The sequence below is a fragment of the Nostoc sp. genome (genome assembly GCF_036919675.1).
Classification (GTDB): domain Bacteria; phylum Cyanobacteriota; class Cyanobacteriia; order Cyanobacteriales; family Nostocaceae; genus Nostoc.
Map to the genome: position 1 here is coordinate 86,954 of NZ_JBALCP010000065.1, position 15,586 is coordinate 102,539.

A 15,586-nucleotide genomic window follows, 5' to 3' on the forward strand; every position below is an offset into this window, starting at 1 on the left:
ATTACCCCGCTTGAAGGGTACAATAAATGCCGATTGTCTTCCAAAATTTGAAAGTTTCATGATCTCCAGTAACGATTTTCGACCTGGTGTTTCAATTGTATTAGACGGGTCTGTATGGCGAGTGCTCGAATTCCTCCACGTTAAGCCAGGCAAAGGTTCTGCCTTTGTACGTACCAAACTGAGAAATGTTCAGAGTGGGAACGTGATGGAAAAAACGTTCCGAGCAGGCGAAACATTGCCGCAAGCTACTCTGGAAAAAAGCACGATGCAGCATACCTATAAAGAGGGCGATGAGTTTGTCTTTATGGATATGGAAACATACGAAGAAGGCAGATTGAGCGTAACGCAGATTGGCGATCGCATAAAATACCTGAAAGAAGGTATGGAAGTCAGCGTTATCCGTTGGGGCGAGCAAGTGCTTGAAGTAGAACTGCCCAATTCTGTGGTTCTAGAAATAGTGCAAACAGACCCAGGCGTTAAAGGTGACACGGCTACAGGTGGTACAAAACCAGCAATTGTGGAAACTGGGGCAACTGTGATGGTTCCCTTGTTTCTCACCCAAGGAGAACGCATCAAGATTGATACGCGTGAGGATAAATACTTAGGCAGGGAATAACTTTCATCTCCACAGAGATGCTTGCTGCTGATTTAAATCCCTACATAGGGATTAAATCCCTGCCACACTTAAGATGCTCATTTATGGATAGGTCGAGGTAATAAAAACTGTGCCATTGGACTTTAATGAAATCCGCCAACTACTGGCAACTATCGCACAAACAGATATTGTAGAAGTTACGCTCAAAAGCGATGACTTTGAACTAACAGTCCGTAAGGCTGTGAGTGTCAGCAATCAGGTGTTGTCGGCAGGTCAAGCGACCTTAGGCGGTGTGGTAGGTTCGGGATTGACATCGGGTTCATCTGGGGCAAATCAGGTCACCACGAGTTCGGTAACAGAGGTGGCCACAGGTCGCGTATTTGAGAATACTGGAACTGGAACACAATTACAGTTGTCAGTAAATCATCCCTCAATCATTGATCAGAGATTAGTAGAAGTGCCTTCCCCAATGGTGGGAACGTTTTATCGCGCTTCTGCACCGGGGGAAGCGGCATTTGTGGAAGTGGGCGATCGCATCCGCAAGGGTCAAACAGTCTGTATCATTGAGGCCATGAAGCTGATGAATGAAATCGAAGCCGAAGTCTCCGGACAGGTAATGGAAATTCTCCTCCAAAATGGTGACGCTGTAGAATATGGTCAACCTTTGATGCGAATTAACCCTGATTAAGTATTAATCTATATATGAAATGAGTCATCTCAAATGAGTCATCGTTAAAACTTTCAGTCCTTGCGGGTTAATCCTGATGAAACAAACGTTGCCTTTACCGCCAGAAGTGGTGCAACAAGTAGCTGAATACTTCAGCCTGTTAAGTGAGCCGATGCGCCTGCGGCTGCTCCACTTATTACGGGATGAAGAAAAATGCGTGCAAGAATTGGTAGAGGCAACCCAGACTTCTCAGGCAAATGTGTCAAAACACCTGAAGGTAATGTGGCAAGCAGGTATCCTTAGCCGCCGCAGTGAAGGAACTTGCGCCTATTACCGGGTGGAAGATCAAATGATTTTTGATTTGTGTAATCGGGTTTGCGATCGCCTCGCCACAAGGTTAGAACAGCAAGCCCGTAATTTTCGTGTGTTAAATGGTAATCGATAAGCTTAATAAGAGTTATGAGTTAAAACTCCTCACTCCTGCACAGACGCGATTAATCGCGTCTCGACTCCTAACTTTTTTAAAGTGGATAATTTTTTTGAAAGCTTTCACGAGTTAGTGGCTGTTCTAACTCTAGACCCTCACCACCTAAAACATCCAACGGTTTGCCGTTCACGTCAATGTACACCTTGGCTTTGGGATTTAAAGTTGTCGCAGTATAAACAACTTGTCCCACGCGACCGATCATTGAGGTACTACCACCACCGCTGGTAAAATCTTCAGATAAATTAACGTGAACTTCGTCATTTTCTGACTTCAGCCCCAAGAGTTTGGTTGCTTTAGGGATGGTTGTTGAATCTGTCCCTCCGGTTGGTGGGCCTGCTAACAAACTTTGAAAAGCTGCTTCTAAAGGCTGGTTGGGTAGTATAGAAGCCACTTTAACAGGCTGGGGAACCAAAGCAATATTTTTGTCCTTTGGTCTTAGCCAATAAACGTTAGGCGTTTGCTCATTAACTGGCTGTCTAGTTGATGGCTTTGCTGGTTGAGCGATCTGTTGAGAGGGGTTTGACGGTGTGGGAGTATTACTGGAGTGGGAAGTAAACCAAGCTACGCCGCCACCCACCGCTACAACCACTGCTGACACGGCTGCAATTGCGCCTGAAGAAATCCGATTAGATCCTTGTTGGTCTTTCATGTTCAAAACCTTCCTGACTGAGGGCTGATATGGGAGTTATGTGAGGAGCAGCCTGGTTAAAGACGATACTTATAAGTGGAGAGTTTCCCACAACTTGGAGGAGGCTTGATGCATCAAAATACAATTATTTTTAATCTTGCAAGTCCCTTATTCAATTCTAGAATTTTTACTTCTAATCCGTCACCTCCAAATTATGTAAATCTGATTCTTTCTGGAGATGATTGAAAATTAAATTAACAAAGCAAAGGAACACTGAGGAAAACACAGAGGAACGCAAAGTAAAGTATTTATTCCTCTGCGTAAACCTTTACGCCCTTACCCTGCGGGAAGGCGAAGCGCCTATGCGTTTAATTTTTACCCGCTATCGCTGCGGAAATCCACTGATGAAGTGTAGCTGTAACTTCATCAATGACAATTTCTTGAGATTTACGGGTGGCTCTTTCTACAACTTCGACTTTGCCATTAGCGATCGCTCGCCCGGTTACAATCCGATAAGGGATGCCAATCAAGTCAGCATCTTTAAATTTCACTCCTGCCCGTTCATCGCGGTCATCTAGTAGGGTTTCAATTCCCGCTTGATTCAGTTCTGTGTAAAGTTTTTGGGCGATTTCAACTTGTTGAGCATCCTTAATGTTAGGAATTGTGACGATCGCGTGATAGGGTGCGATCGCTACTGGCCAAATAATCCCATCTTTATCGTAAGATTGCTCTACAGCGGCTTGTGCTAGTCGTGACACACCTACGCCAAAACAACCCATAATTAGTGGCTTTTCTTCACCCTGTTCATTGGTATAAGTTGCTCCCATCACTTGGGAATATTTAGTACCTAATTGGAAGATGTGACCTGCTTCAATTCCACGGGCGCTTGCAAGAGTTTGTTCTGGGTTATGGATGGCGCGATCGCCTGGTCTTGCCTTCCGCACATCTACTGCTTTTTCTGGTCGGTTAAATTGCTTACCCCAATTTGCACCAACTACGTGATAGCCAGCTTCATTCGCGCCTGTAACAAAGTTTTCTAAATAAAAGGCTGTGTTGTCTACTAAATGTACAAGTTTTGGATATTCTAGTTCCAAACTTCTTAACTGGCTATTGAGTCTCGTCAAAGAAAGTACCTGATTTGCCAAAACCTGTTGAGCAGAATTTTTGACATCTGACACTAAGTATTTACCATTTTCGTCTGGTGTCAGATATTGCAAAATATTTGCTAGTACCTGCAAAGATAAACCATACTCCGGTTCTAGTTGCAAACTTGTAGCTAATTCTTGGTGGGTTAAAGCTTTAACTTTAATATAATCCCCTAAATTAGGAGAAACATAACCCAAGGGGAGTGGTTTAACAGCCCAATGCTTTTGCGATTCCACGTCAGAAATTTTCAAACGTATAATGGCTAAATCTTTACCATTTTCATCAACAGATGGAAACGTTGCAGTTCTACCATATTGATCAGTAAATTGAGATAATACATTTTGTAGCTTAATTTCGTTAACTTCTTGGTCACCCCGAATGCTGACAAGTATTAGCAAAACATTATCATTGGCATAAACGGCTTCGTAAAGGACGTTTTTCACCACTTGGGTGGGAGAACAGTTGAGGAGTTGACAGAGCTTGTTAATCGTTTCTGTTCCAGGTGTATCGCGTTTCTCGTAGGTTGTAAACCGTGAGGTTTCGGCGTCAATTGGTAAAGAAACAGCCTTTTCTACGTTAGCGGCGTATTTGCCATCCTCAGTGTAGAGAACTTCATCTTCACCAGCTTCTGCCAAAATCATAAATTCTGTGGAACCAGAACCACCAATTGCCCCAGAGTCGGCTTCCACTGCCCGAAAAGCTAAACCAGAACGTCGCAGGATATTGCTGTAGGCTTTATACATATCCTGGTAAGTTTCTTTGAGGCTGGCTTCATCGACATGGAAGGAATAGCCGTCCTTCATGATAAATTCCCGTCCACGCATCAAACCAAAGCGGGGACGAATTTCATCGCGGAACTTGGTTTGAATTTGGTAGAGGTGCAGTGGTAATTGGCGATAAGAGCGAATCATATCACGAGCGATCGCTGTGACTACTTCCTCGTGAGTTGGGCCTAATCCTAATTGTTGTTCACGGCGGTCAATTAGGGAAAACATGATCCCCTCAGCTTTGGTGTAAGTGTCCCAGCGTTCCGATTCCTTCCATAAATTAGCAGGTTGTAATTGTGGTAGGAGACATTCTTGTGCGCCTGTAGCGTTCATTTCTTCCCGCACAATCTGGGAAACTTTTTGCAGTACCCGCCACATGAGTGGGAGATAAGCATAGATACCACTACCGATGCGACGAATGTAACCTGCACGGAGTAATAATTTATGACTAGGAATCTCAGCATCAGCCGGATCATCCCGGAGTGTAACGAATAACATTTGTGACAGTCGCATCGTTTATAGCCTTTCTTTGCTCACTAATTTCTATGTCAACTAAAGTATGAAGTATTAAGGATGAAGTACAAAGTATACAGTGTTATTTCTTTTTCATTTTTATTTATAGCTTTCCGCCTTTTTTGATCACAACTTTAGGAGACAACTACCTTGGCAGATGTAATTTATCAAGCACAAGCACCCTTAGAATTTATTCCGCCGGCGTTTAACCCCTTATTACTACGAGTTGTCCATCTGTTACTACCCAGTTGGATAAACTGGCAAACAGCTATTACCCAAATTGAAGCAGACAATGTAGAGGCTTTGGTAGATGTCTATCGCCAGTTTCAGGAGGGTAAGATCCGTTTTATGCTGGCATTTCGCCATCCTAAAACAGATGATCCACTTTGTTTGGGCTACTTGCTGTCTCAACTGGTGCCAAAGGTAGCACGATCGCAAGGTACAGCGCTAGAATTTCCGATTCACGCTCATTTTATCTACGATCGCGGCATTCCTCTATGGGCAGGTGCCCACGTTGGCTGGATCATGTCTCATTTAGGTGGTACTCCGATTCAGCGGGGTAAGGCTGACTGGACGGGGTTACGTTCGGCGCGTGACTTGTTTGCCAATGGGAAATTCCCGATGGCTGCTGCGCCAGAAGGTGCTACCAATGGTTTATCAGAGAATATTAGCCCCCTGGAACCTGGTATCGCCCAATTAGGCTTTTGGTGTGCTGAAGATTTGCACAAAGCTGGACGCCCCGAACAGGTTTTAATTGTACCAGTTGGGATTAAATATAGTTACGTTGATGCTCCTTGGGATGCGATCGCCAATCTTTTAAGTGAATTGGAAGCGGCTAGTGGTTTAGCTGTGAATCCATCAGAACATGCTTCTGTAGAGTCGCTTTATCCCCGGTTGTTGACTTTGGCAGAACATTTACTTTTGCTGATGGAACAATTTTACACGCGCTTTTATCATCAAAAGCTGCCGGATGCCAAAATAGTAGAAGAAATTGAAGATAGAAATGAAGCGTTAGCAGTTCGTTTGCAAGCTTTATTAAATGCAGCGCTACAAATATCAGAACAGTATTTTGACTTGCAGCCAAAAGGTAATTTGACTGACCGCTGCCGGCGAGTAGAACAAGCTGGTTGGAATTATATATTTAGAGAAGAATTTAAGGATGTAAAAGGAGTGTCTGCTGTAGAGAAAGCTTTAGGCGATCGCGTTGCGGAAGAAGCGAATGCGCGGATGTGGCATATGCGTTTAGTAGAAAGTTTTGTGGCAGTTTCTGGTAATTATATTCGTGAAAATCCAACGGTAGAAAGGTTTGCTGAGACAACTTTAATTTTATGGCAGATGATCGCTAAAATTAAAGGCGATAAAGCTGTCCAGCGTCCGCAATTGGGTAAGCAAAAAGTCAAAATTACTGTGGGTGAACCGATATCTGTTTCTCAGCGCTACCCGGCGTATAAAGAAAATCGTTTGGGTGCTAGGCAAGCTGTTGCTGAAGTGACGAATGATTTACAACACGCGTTGGAAGGATTGATTTGATTAGGAGGGTTGCATCTTTAGCTAGGAAGCAGAATAAAGGTGTCAGTCGTCAGGAGGCTTATTGATTTCGACCCCCTGGCTCCTGACTCCCTTAATTAGCAAGAGTGCAATGTAAATGCCCAAGTGTCCTCCGAAGCGGATATTACTTTCTAAAGTAGATCAATGCAGACAACAAATTTCTAGCGATCGCGGGTTTAGATGCCCTGTACGGAGATGCTGGCGGGATATGCTTTATTAAGCTTACACAAACCCAAAAATTTTTCAAAAATATCTAAGTAAAAGGGTGCAAAAAATCTTAGGCTACTAGGCCTACTTGGCTTTACTCCTATTTCACATTGAAGACAATTAGGTAAAGTCAAAGCAATTTCAACTAAATATGTAATTAGTTATTTGAGTTTTATAAAATTACCGTTAACTTTTACAAATTCTATTTTCAGAAGAATCACGCTTTTTTGTTTTTGTAATTCCAATTACAAATAGATAAGTCCAGGAAATTGTGATTCCCTAAATCAATCAGGTTATAAATAATGAAAACTCACAGCTTACTCAATTTACTGAAGATTGGCATTACCACTTTTGGAATCTTCTTTGTGGCTGGTCAAGGAGCATATGCCTCCGACTTAAAGGGAACAGCATTTAGCATATCTTTGGAGTGTCTGAACGACACTACCGGTCTTTTTATGGGTCAAAACCCCACTGATGCTAGCGGCTGGCAGTATGCATTTGATTCAAACACAGATGGAATGAACGGGAACTACTGGGTTGGTGCCGCACCAGGGACAGTAAATCCCTACGATATCTCTGGTATGGCTATCAAAGAAACTGCTACCAGCGTCATTGTGGCAATCAATGGCAATATGAAGTTAACAGGAGAGGCTGAAGCGGGTGCAGCAGGTGGTCAGATTGGATATGGTGATTTGTTCTTCAACATGGCCGGTAAGACCTTTGAAGATGCTATGAGCGGCGGAGATTTGTTTGGTATTCATTTCTCCTCAGTGAATGCTTCAGGGGTACAACAACTAGGTGTTTATAGTGGTGTTCAGGCAAAGACAGTTGCTGATAGCAAAGAAGGCTACAGTGTTGCTACATATGGTGGTTTGGCAGGAGGAGGGAATTCTTACGAAAGTCAGGTAAAACAAGGTGGTGGTGTTGCCAGTTATGGTGATTTGACTAGTAGTTACTTTACTAATAATGGCAAGGACAATACATTTAATCTCAATGTCATTAACTCTGGAAATTATCTTAATGGAATCTCGTTTCTAGCACAGGGTGATGTAACGCAGCAGTTGCTAACCACTGGCTATGATGCCAACAAATACAACGGCACACAAACCATTGCATTTGAATTTAAGAAATCTACTATTCTCAAATCGACTCCTGAGCCTGCTAGTCTCGCTGGTTTAGGAATCGTCGGTCTGGCCTTAGCTGGCAGCAAACGGCGCAAGAAATTAATTACCGTAGCAATTGCGTAGGGACTATTCACAATACAGCTTGATTTATCTTCAGTGATTATGGACAAGAGAAAAGACTACATTTTCCTCAGGAAAAATAATAGCTGGAGGAATGGAAGTTTGGATAAAGCTTAAGCGAAAAGTATCCCAAGCTCCAAAGATTTCCCCACTAAACATTAAATAAGTAAATTTCAATGCTCTTACTAGAAAGTAAGGGCATTTTTTCTCTAAGTATAGTTATCAAATACAAAAACTACTCAGGCAATTCTCCAAACAATCTTGGTAAAGCTCATAATATTCGTCAAACGCAAGCAGACAAGACGCTAGTTATTCTGCAAGCTCTAGATACACCTATATCAGACTATAGATATATCCAAAAAAGAATGTAGAGACGTAGCAGTGCTACGTCTCTACAAGGATTATGGATTGTATATTATAATCTTTTGATGTGAAATTTTTCCATTAAAAGGTTGTAAAACTTAATTGACTACCATTGGCTCCTATCAGGTAAAAGTCCAAATCCAACCGACGGCTGAGGAAATAGCTTGTCTTTCCCCAGCTAGAGAAAATGATATGCCAATCGATTGGTCTTGTAACTGGTTAAACTTCTGGAAAAATACCAGTTTTGATGTCAAAACATAGTCAAACTCGTTTATGGTGGTAAAGTTTGGGGATTAGTGCAATATGGTCTTTATCCTCATCCTGGATATCCCCGTTTTCTAGAAATAGAACATATAGAAGCTCATCCTACAAGTCGAGGAGATGTAGCTGAACGGTTGATTGAACCAATCGGCAAATGGTTAATCTGGTATGCAATTAAGGTGAGTCTAGGATTTTGTCAAACAGAAGCAGACGAGCCGTTAGTTATTTTGCAAGCTCTAGATACAGCTGTGTCATACTATAGAGATAAAGTGCAAATGGAGTATCTTGGGTTCGCACGTAGCACTCCTGGAGAAGATTTATATGGCTTCAGATTTTCACGAACAGCAGCAGCAAAATTCTGTCAGCTACACGAAAGTCAATGGGGAGAAGCAAAGCTATATGAGCAGTGATGAAATAAGAGTAGGGTCAAGTGAGATGATGACTCACGCTCAAAGGCAAGCTTTTCTAAAAACATCTCCTTTGGGAAAACTATTTGGAGTTGCACATTTACTCCCAGAAGTAGCAGAAGTGACAGAAGAATCCGTGACAGAGTTGCCACGTTTGAAACGAGTGCGCGGAATATTTAAGCGTGGCAAACCAGGAAACAATCAGTATTCTTCTGATTCTGAAGTTGCTAAACCTGGAAATTAGAGATTAGGGCAACACAAAATGATTAGACGGGTTTTAGTAGATATTGACATTCTTTTAGATATTCTCCTAGACCGAGAAGCATTTGTGGAAGATTCAGTAAAACTCTGGGAGTTGATTGAGTCTGAACAAATAGAGGGTTATGTTACTCCAACAACGCTCAATAAAATATTCGATATCGGCAGAGAAAGTGTGGAAGTTGAGATTGCTTGGCAGGCACTATCTGATATCAGAGCAATAATGACAATCTGCCCTATTGATGACATAATTTTGGAAAAAGCTAGCAAGTACAAGTTAGCTGATTTTGAGTTTGCAATCCAGTTAGAATGTGCAAATATTTTAAAAATTGATTATATCTTAACTAGGAAAATTGCTTATTTTAATACCCTATAAATCTGTAATTTTTGCTATTCATAATATGAAGGAGGATGTGATCAAAATTGTTAAAGAATCAACTACTAGCACTCCTCTTGACTACATTAATTTAATTTCTGAATTTACCAGCTATTTTGATCAAGTGGTAGCCTTACTTGTTGCCTAGAGATATTTTCGGTATCCATGCTAGTTCACCAAGCTGGCTATTCGCCTATAACATAATGCAATATTTTCATGGTATATAGATGTTTAGTGATCGCCCCTTACACGTCAACCTAGAAATACCTTAGATAAATCCACAACTAAATCAGGAAAACAGGGCAGATTAACTGATTCATTTGGCAGAAAAATCACCTTACGACGATAACCAAATTTACCTTGCAAACCTTGATAAGATTCGCTGTAGCACTCCAGATAATAATCTACTAAATTAAATATCCAATAATCAGAGATACTCGCTTCTGCATAAATAGGTAGCTTTTCCTCTTGGTCATATTTTAAGGATGAATCGGCAATCTCAATTAAGAGTAAAATATCAGATGGGCTGGGATGATTTGCTAGATAGTCATCATCTCTATTTTTTGCAATTACTCTATCTGGTTCAGGCTCACTGTTGTTAGACAAAGTAATTGGTTGTTGTCCTCGCAGGGTTGCACGATCGCCTACTAGCCTATATAATTCTCGCTCTAGGCGTGTTTCACAAACAGAGTGCGGTGTACCTTTTGCTGCCATCTGGACTATTTCACCCTTAATTAGCTCAACTCGGTCATTCTCCTCAAAGAAGCCGAGTTCAGCTAGACGGTGATATTCAGCTATAGTAAAGCGTTTAGCAGTGGTAAGGCTCATAACAATTACGAGAATGCAGAGTTATTTTTATCTTATCAGTAAAAAAATCTTCACGCGGTTTGTTTGCTGAATGCAGATTGAGTAAATTGCTAAACAAAGACATTTATTTTTAAGTATTTAAGGTAATTCCAAAAAAGTTATACACAATGACTAAGCGTGTAGTCCAGCTTGAACAAGACTACAGAAAATTTTTATAAGTGCTGCTTGTATTGAGTATTACTAGCAGTGCAGCAGTTATAACTTAGCCGATCGCAGTTTGACAAGAGTGCTACATAGACGATCCCAACAACAAATAGGGGTTAAATTTTTACCCCTATTTGTTGTGTATTATTTTAAGAATAGCTAGAGAAGGTTATTACTCTTGAGTTAAGTGACTTTCTAGCAAAGATGCGATCGCTTCAGGTTGAATATTCTTGTATTTCTTTTTACCAAGTTCTAAAACACAGTTGGGGGCGCTACTACAGCATTTTTGGCAACCAGTATGTTCAATGGTAACTTTGTCTAACAAACCGTGATCGCCCAAAGTTTTTTCTAATTCTGATAAAAACCCTTTACCACCACGTTTGAGGCAACCTGACTTTTGGCATACCATAATCCTCGCTTTGGTTTCAGGCGGTAAATCTTGATTTGGACACGCATCAATTGGTGTCACCCGATAGGCTTTAATTTTTATCTTACTTGTGCGTGAGTCTAGCTTACTATGACCACAAACACGAACTTGCTGGCCAGGAACTAAAGATGAACTTAGAGAACGGCGCAACTCTTTAGGCAATTTAATTTCCACATTTCCAGATGGAACTGCCAATTGCAAGTATTTATATTTTCCTGGATCACCACCAACAAAACCTAGTAACTGTCCCTCAAGATTCAATTCTGATAACGTCAGATACTTGTTACCCATGATTGATAAAAAGTTAGGAGTGAGGAGTTTAGAGTTAGGAGTTAGGAGTTAAAAGTTAGGATTTAATAATTATAAATTATCATTCATAACTCATCACTCCTAACTTTTTTTATGAGAGGCGTTTAGCTTCTACAGTTTGAGGTAAATTTGCTGCGTCTGGTAAATCACGAAATTCCAATTCCCAACCATTTGCTAGGGTGAGAATCTTGCCATCATTTCCATCGGTTTGTTTGACTACTTCTTCCTCAAGGTCTTTTTTAGCAACGTAGACTACTAAGGTACCGGCGTCATTCATGCGTAGCATTACTTTCATGAGATTCCTCAACAGATTCTAGTTCTTTTTTCATACAGCCGACGACGAACCCTGTTTCTAAGAAATGCACAGCATAGATATATGAACTCTGCAAATATGTGCCTATACTTGCTATGTAACCGATATCTCCTTTGTTCACTAAAACTTGCCCGACTTCTTTACCAGGAAAAGTACCATCGTTCTTGAGCAATTTGCGAACTCTGACTTTTTCACCAATTTCAAAAGCAGGTGGCAAGTTTAGTTCTAATTCATCGCGTTGCATGAGAATACCTCTGTTCTCTGACCAAATTCAATAGTTCTTCTGTTGTCAGGCTGCGTTTTTTCTGTACCGATTGATGGCGCACTGCGTCTAAAACAGACTGGGTTTCTTGGGAGTTCAAGAAAATTCCATGCTGCTCTAGCAAGTTTGAAACCAAATGCCGTCCAGAATGTTTTCCTAATACTAAACGCCGTTCCCAACCCACCTCTTCGGGAGCAAATGGTTCGTAGGTGATGGGGTTTTGCAGCACTCCATGAGCATGAATGCCAGATTCGTGAGCAAAGGTATTTTCGCCAACAATCGCTTTCCAGGGTGGTACATCTGCACCTGATGCAGCTGCAACTAGTTGAGACAGTTCCAGCAAACTGGGTGTGTGGATGCCCAAATCAACGCCGTAGATGCGTTTGATCGCCATGACAACTTCTTCTAAAGCTGCATTTCCCGCCCTTTCACCCAAACCGTTGACTGTGGTATTCACTGATAATGCTCCGGCTTTGATACCCGCAAGTGCGTTGGCAGTTGCCAGACCAAAATCATTGTGGGTATGGATTTCTAGGGGAATCATTAAAGCTGAAACCAGCCGTTTGACCTTTGTGTAGGTCGTGAAAGGGTCGAGAACTCCTACGGTATCGCAGAAGCGGAACCGGGATGCACCCCATTCTTGAGCATAAAGTGCTACATCTAAGAGAAAGTTTTCATCAGCCCTGGAAGAATCTTCTCCGCCGACTGCTACCCAAAGGCCTTGATCGACGGCGAAGCTGATACAGTCTTTGAGTTTTTGCAAACTTACTCGCCATTGACCGTGAAATTTGGCGGCGATTTGGATACCAGAGACGGGAATGGCGATATGCACCCGGTTCAGACCGCAAGCGATAGAAGCCTTAATATCTGAGATGACAGCACGGTTCCAGCCCAGGAGTTTTGCTTGTAAACCTAACTTAGAAATTGCTGCGATCGCTCGTGTTTCTTCGTCACCCATTGCTGGTATACCAACTTCTAATTCGGGAATACCAATGGCATCGAGAAATTTAGCGATCGCTACTTTTTCTTCTAGGTTAAAAGCAACACCTGCTGCTTGTTCGCCATCACGCAATGTAGTGTCATTAATTATGATTTGATTCATTGCAAATATCCCTCTATTGGAAGTATTCTTAATATCCTTTCTCTCTACAATCCCCAGCGATGGTAAATGCTAAAAATATCACAATTCATAATGTAGGATACATGATCCTTAATTATTGACCGATTAGCAGCATTACATCTGTATGACAGGGAACTAAAACCATGTATATTTTACTAATCGTTTTTACCGATGTCAGTTGAAGTTTGTTCGAGTAGCAATGAACTAATATAGCTATTAGCAAATCCGGAACAAAGTAAGACACAGAATCCAGCAATTAAGGATGTAATCATCTTGGTAACCTCAGATTTTCTAGAGCATTGGGGTGTAATTTAGGCAGGTAATAGGTACAAATTAGCTAACTTTGTTCTGCTAGCCAGTCAAAAATCTTTTCTAGCTGCTCCAAGTTAACTAAACCATACTGCCAGAGGAGCATCGCTAACGGGCCATTTTCTAACTCCCGGTGTCGCAAAGCTACAGCAATATCCGCATTTGAAAGTTCAAGTTCCTTGTGCAAAAAATTGAGGAGTTTTATATCTCTGTTCCGAGTAGGCATAATTGATTGAACTTTCAATTTATTAATTTGGGAAAGAATTAAAAATCAGAATTTTCCAGTCTTGTTTGGTAATTTCGCCCTTGTAATTGTCGCTAAATGTCAGGGAAATTTCAGATTTAGGAGACTAAACAAAATCTAAAACTCGGTTAATCCCTCCCAGTCTGCAACAAAATCTGCTAGCGGACAGTAGCTTCAACTTCTAAATATCGAATAGATTTGTGCATCTATGAACAAAAAGTATGAAGTGCAGTGCCTGCGTCATGAATTCAAGATTAATAATGTCTGAATTAGGTTTAACAAAAACACTTCATTTTTCATCACTGTAATGCCAGCAACGCTCTAGCCACTCCAATAATTCCTGACGAGAAGCAAGAAATTGCATAACTGTACTGCGAATTAGAATTACTTCTAGCAAATTGTTCACTTGCACTCGTAAAGAACCATCGGGGGGACAGTAGCTCTTAATTTTTAACTCTTGCAAACGGTGATGGATTCGCCAGCGATCGCTCAAAGGAATTTGCAAAACTTGATCGCCTAAAGGCTCAGAACTAAGTGGTGAGGCATTTAATTCTCTCATATTGGCAAAGTGGGGAAGATGACGGGGATGAAGGAGAATAATTACTTACTACTAATTCCTGTCTGCTGTTTCCTGATTTCTAAAGTTTGCAGCTGTTTTTCGAGTTGCTCAATGCGTGAGAGCAAAGAATAAATCACGGTTGCTTCCACATCGGGTAGCTTTCCGTGTTCTAAAGGAGAAAGGCTGGCGTTTTCATTTCGGGAAATAATTCGGCCCGGAACTCCCACGACTGTGCAATCGCTGGGGATATTCCGCAAGACAATCGAACCTGCACCAATACGGACGCGATCGCCAATTTCAAGATTACCTAAAACTTTCGCACCCGCCCCGATCACTGCATTTTTACCCACTGTGGGATGACGCTTACCGCTTTCTTTACCAGTTCCGCCAAGGGTGACGCCCTGGTAAATCAGTGTATAGTCGCCGACGATCGCAGTTTCGCCAATCACAACACCCATTCCGTGGTCGATAAACACACCCTGACCAATCTCTGCACCTGGGTGAATTTCAATTCCGGTCAAAAATCGTCCCAAATGAGAAATAAACCGGGGAATAAAACCCACTCCTCGACCATTTAACCAGTGAGCAAGACGATGCAAACAGAGTGCGTGCAATCCAGGATAGCAAAACACCACCTCTAGCCAATTACATGCTGCTGGATCGCGCTCAAAGATAATGCGAAAATCACTCAATAATGGCTCAAAAAAAACGCCAGAGAAGAGATTTTTCAGCAGGGATGTATGTGCAGAATCCTGCGTTTTGATAGTCTGGGGATTCTTGATAGTGTCTAAAGACTGTTGCATCGGTACTGTCTATCTGGTTGAAAGAGCCATGTGCTATTTTTATGCTTATATCAGGCGACTTCCAACTGGATAGGAAACCCAATGCTGATTGGATTTATTGGATTGATTAAGGTTGTACTCAAACGCCGAAACCCCGACTTAAGATAAACTTAAAATATGTCTTGGGGTAGGGGCGCTAGTATTTAATGATCGGGGGACTAGTATTTTTGGGGCAGGGTTTAAGAATTTCTGTACTCGCTACAAGAAACTTTACCTATAAGAGTTTGCTAAGATTTAGTCAAGAGATTTTGCAATATATTAAGTTGTACTCAGATGCACTCAAATATGAGTTTGATGAGATTAAAAATCAATTTTTTGTATATGCTACTACTATTAGTATCCTATTATTTGTTTAGGCGAAAGACAAGTTTCTTTATTTTCTCTTAGGATTTGCTGTCTGTATGTATATATACGTTTCAAAATATAGTTATAGCTCATATTAGATATTTTCTTATTATATAGATGTGTGGGAATAGCTGTCGCAAAATATTAGAACAGCATAATAGGTAAATGTTCCCATTGCAATCGAATAATAACTGATTGCTGTAAGTTAGCGCTGCTGTACTACCATACCCACGAAATTTGTAGAGGTGGATTCATCCAGTTCAAAGACTCGTTGACGCAGTTCAGAGGTGGATTCATCCAGTTCAAAGACTCGTTGACGCAGTTCAGAGGTGGATTCATCCAGTTCAAAGACTCGTTGACGCAGTTCAGAGGTGGATT

At 41.4% G+C, this 15,586-nt stretch carries 19 protein-coding genes; 9 read left to right on the forward strand and 10 right to left on the reverse strand.

Going from position 1 to position 15,586, the window contains the following annotated elements; genetic code table 11:
- Positions 1 to 58 precede the first annotated feature (58 nt).
- The 3 genes from efp (at position 59) to V7K49_RS14475 (ending at position 1,707) form a co-directional block, all read left to right on the forward strand.
- Positions 59 to 616: an elongation factor P gene (efp, locus tag V7K49_RS14465; protein WP_334871820.1), complete on the forward strand. Its 558-nt coding sequence runs from the start codon at positions 59 to 61 to the stop codon at positions 614 to 616.
- 109 nt (positions 617 to 725) lie between these two features.
- Entirely contained in the window at positions 726 to 1,283 is a 558-nt protein-coding gene (gene accB / locus V7K49_RS14470; protein ID WP_334871818.1) for an acetyl-CoA carboxylase biotin carboxyl carrier protein, read from the forward strand.
- A 76-nt stretch (positions 1,284 to 1,359) separates the two neighbouring features.
- Positions 1,360 to 1,707 carry an ArsR/SmtB family transcription factor gene (locus V7K49_RS14475; protein ID WP_273768314.1) on the forward strand — a complete coding sequence of 116 codons (348 nt, stop codon included), beginning with the start codon at positions 1,360 to 1,362 and terminating at the stop codon, positions 1,705 to 1,707.
- A 76-nt stretch (positions 1,708 to 1,783) separates the two neighbouring features.
- On the opposite strand, the gene V7K49_RS14480 is transcribed toward V7K49_RS14475, so the two are convergent.
- Positions 1,784 to 2,398: a GerMN domain-containing protein gene (locus tag V7K49_RS14480; RefSeq protein WP_334871817.1), complete on the reverse strand. Its 615-nt coding sequence runs from the start codon at positions 2,396 to 2,398 to the stop codon at positions 1,784 to 1,786.
- A gap of 347 nt (positions 2,399 to 2,745) precedes the next feature.
- Entirely contained in the window at positions 2,746 to 4,803 is a 2,058-nt protein-coding gene (proS, locus tag V7K49_RS14485) for a proline--tRNA ligase (RefSeq protein WP_335206129.1), read from the reverse strand.
- Positions 4,804 to 4,953: 150 nt separating this feature from the next.
- On the opposite strand from proS, the gene V7K49_RS14490 reads away from it, so the two are divergent.
- The 6 genes from V7K49_RS14490 to V7K49_RS14515 all read left to right on the forward strand — a co-directional run bounded on the left by V7K49_RS14490 (position 4,954) and on the right by V7K49_RS14515 (position 9,467).
- On the forward strand, positions 4,954 to 6,333 hold the full coding sequence (locus V7K49_RS14490; protein ID WP_334871815.1) for a 1-acyl-sn-glycerol-3-phosphate acyltransferase: 1,380 nt from the start codon (positions 4,954 to 4,956) through the stop codon (positions 6,331 to 6,333).
- Positions 6,334 to 6,860: 527 nt separating this feature from the next.
- Positions 6,861 to 7,805 carry a PEP-CTERM sorting domain-containing protein gene (locus V7K49_RS14495; protein WP_335206130.1) on the forward strand — a complete coding sequence of 315 codons (945 nt, stop codon included), beginning with the start codon at positions 6,861 to 6,863 and terminating at the stop codon, positions 7,803 to 7,805.
- Between the two features lie 462 nt (positions 7,806 to 8,267).
- Entirely contained in the window at positions 8,268 to 8,426 is a 159-nt protein-coding gene (locus tag V7K49_RS14500; protein ID WP_335206132.1) for a hypothetical protein, read from the forward strand.
- A gap of 35 nt (positions 8,427 to 8,461) precedes the next feature.
- Positions 8,462 to 8,836, forward strand: a complete 375-nt coding sequence (locus V7K49_RS14505; RefSeq protein WP_335206133.1) for a hypothetical protein — start codon at positions 8,462 to 8,464, stop codon at positions 8,834 to 8,836.
- Entirely contained in the window at positions 8,826 to 9,077 is a 252-nt protein-coding gene (locus V7K49_RS14510; protein WP_335206135.1) for a hypothetical protein, read from the forward strand. The genes V7K49_RS14505 and V7K49_RS14510 overlap by 11 nt, the downstream gene beginning before the upstream one ends.
- A gap of 18 nt (positions 9,078 to 9,095) precedes the next feature.
- Complete coding sequence (locus V7K49_RS14515; RefSeq protein ID WP_335206136.1) at positions 9,096 to 9,467, forward strand: PIN domain-containing protein; 372 nt, start codon at positions 9,096 to 9,098, stop codon at positions 9,465 to 9,467.
- Positions 9,468 to 9,719: 252 nt separating this feature from the next.
- On the opposite strand, the gene V7K49_RS14520 is transcribed toward V7K49_RS14515, so the two are convergent.
- The 8 genes from V7K49_RS14520 to cysE all read right to left on the reverse strand — a co-directional run bounded on the left by V7K49_RS14520 (position 9,720) and on the right by cysE (position 14,824).
- Positions 9,720 to 10,295 (reverse strand): Uma2 family endonuclease, encoded by a 576-nt coding sequence (locus V7K49_RS14520; protein WP_335206137.1) that lies wholly within the window; start codon positions 10,293 to 10,295, stop codon positions 9,720 to 9,722.
- A gap of 355 nt (positions 10,296 to 10,650) precedes the next feature.
- Positions 10,651 to 11,196: a (2Fe-2S) ferredoxin domain-containing protein gene (locus V7K49_RS14525; RefSeq protein ID WP_334871809.1), complete on the reverse strand. Its 546-nt coding sequence runs from the start codon at positions 11,194 to 11,196 to the stop codon at positions 10,651 to 10,653.
- 109 nt (positions 11,197 to 11,305) lie between these two features.
- Positions 11,306 to 11,509: a putative nitrogen fixation protein NifT gene (gene nifT, locus V7K49_RS14530; protein WP_273768323.1), complete on the reverse strand. Its 204-nt coding sequence runs from the start codon at positions 11,507 to 11,509 to the stop codon at positions 11,306 to 11,308.
- Complete coding sequence (locus V7K49_RS14535) at positions 11,484 to 11,771, reverse strand: nitrogen fixation protein NifZ (protein WP_334811376.1); 288 nt, start codon at positions 11,769 to 11,771, stop codon at positions 11,484 to 11,486. The genes nifT and V7K49_RS14535 overlap by 26 nt, the downstream gene beginning before the upstream one ends.
- Positions 11,758 to 12,891, reverse strand: coding sequence for a homocitrate synthase (gene nifV / locus V7K49_RS14540; RefSeq protein WP_334871808.1), 1,134 nt, complete (start codon positions 12,889 to 12,891; stop codon positions 11,758 to 11,760). Before nifV ends, V7K49_RS14535 begins: the two co-directional genes overlap by 14 nt.
- Positions 12,892 to 13,246: 355 nt before the next feature.
- The gene (locus V7K49_RS14545) at positions 13,247 to 13,444 is read right to left on the reverse strand and encodes a DUF2949 domain-containing protein (protein WP_335206139.1); all 198 of its coding nucleotides are present in this window, start codon (positions 13,442 to 13,444) and stop codon (positions 13,247 to 13,249) included.
- Between the two features lie 307 nt (positions 13,445 to 13,751).
- Entirely contained in the window at positions 13,752 to 14,021 is a 270-nt protein-coding gene (locus V7K49_RS14550; protein ID WP_335072655.1) for an Asr1405/Asl0597 family protein, read from the reverse strand.
- A gap of 41 nt (positions 14,022 to 14,062) precedes the next feature.
- Complete coding sequence (gene cysE, locus V7K49_RS14555) at positions 14,063 to 14,824, reverse strand: serine O-acetyltransferase (protein WP_335206141.1); 762 nt, start codon at positions 14,822 to 14,824, stop codon at positions 14,063 to 14,065.
- Positions 14,825 to 15,586 lie beyond the last annotated feature (762 nt).

Bases quoted from the DNA above. Each gene is read 5' to 3' on its own strand.
- V7K49_RS14480 (WP_334871817.1), bottom strand. From the start codon at position 2,398: ATGAAAGACCAACAAGGATCTAATCGGATTTCTTCAGGCGCAATTGCA.
- V7K49_RS14535 (WP_334811376.1), bottom strand. From the start codon at position 11,771: ATGCAACGCGATGAATTAGAACTAAACTTGCCACCTGCTTTTGAAATT.
- efp (WP_334871820.1), top strand. From the start codon at position 59: ATGATCTCCAGTAACGATTTTCGACCTGGTGTTTCAATTGTATTAGAC.
- V7K49_RS14510 (WP_335206135.1), top strand. From the start codon at position 8,826: ATGAGCAGTGATGAAATAAGAGTAGGGTCAAGTGAGATGATGACTCAC.
- V7K49_RS14515 (WP_335206136.1), top strand. From the start codon at position 9,096: ATGATTAGACGGGTTTTAGTAGATATTGACATTCTTTTAGATATTCTC.
- V7K49_RS14520 (WP_335206137.1), bottom strand. From the start codon at position 10,295: ATGAGCCTTACCACTGCTAAACGCTTTACTATAGCTGAATATCACCGT.
- nifV (WP_334871808.1), bottom strand. From the start codon at position 12,891: ATGAATCAAATCATAATTAATGACACTACATTGCGTGATGGCGAACAA.
- V7K49_RS14550 (WP_335072655.1), bottom strand. From the start codon at position 14,021: ATGAGAGAATTAAATGCCTCACCACTTAGTTCTGAGCCTTTAGGCGAT.
- cysE (WP_335206141.1), bottom strand. From the start codon at position 14,824: ATGCAACAGTCTTTAGACACTATCAAGAATCCCCAGACTATCAAAACG.
- V7K49_RS14475 (WP_273768314.1), top strand. From the start codon at position 1,360: ATGAAACAAACGTTGCCTTTACCGCCAGAAGTGGTGCAACAAGTAGCT.
- V7K49_RS14545 (WP_335206139.1), bottom strand. From the start codon at position 13,444: ATGCCTACTCGGAACAGAGATATAAAACTCCTCAATTTTTTGCACAAG.
- proS (WP_335206129.1), bottom strand. From the start codon at position 4,803: ATGCGACTGTCACAAATGTTATTCGTTACACTCCGGGATGATCCGGCT.
- V7K49_RS14495 (WP_335206130.1), top strand. From the start codon at position 6,861: ATGAAAACTCACAGCTTACTCAATTTACTGAAGATTGGCATTACCACT.
- V7K49_RS14525 (WP_334871809.1), bottom strand. From the start codon at position 11,196: ATGGGTAACAAGTATCTGACGTTATCAGAATTGAATCTTGAGGGACAG.
- nifT (WP_273768323.1), bottom strand. From the start codon at position 11,509: ATGAAAGTAATGCTACGCATGAATGACGCCGGTACCTTAGTAGTCTAC.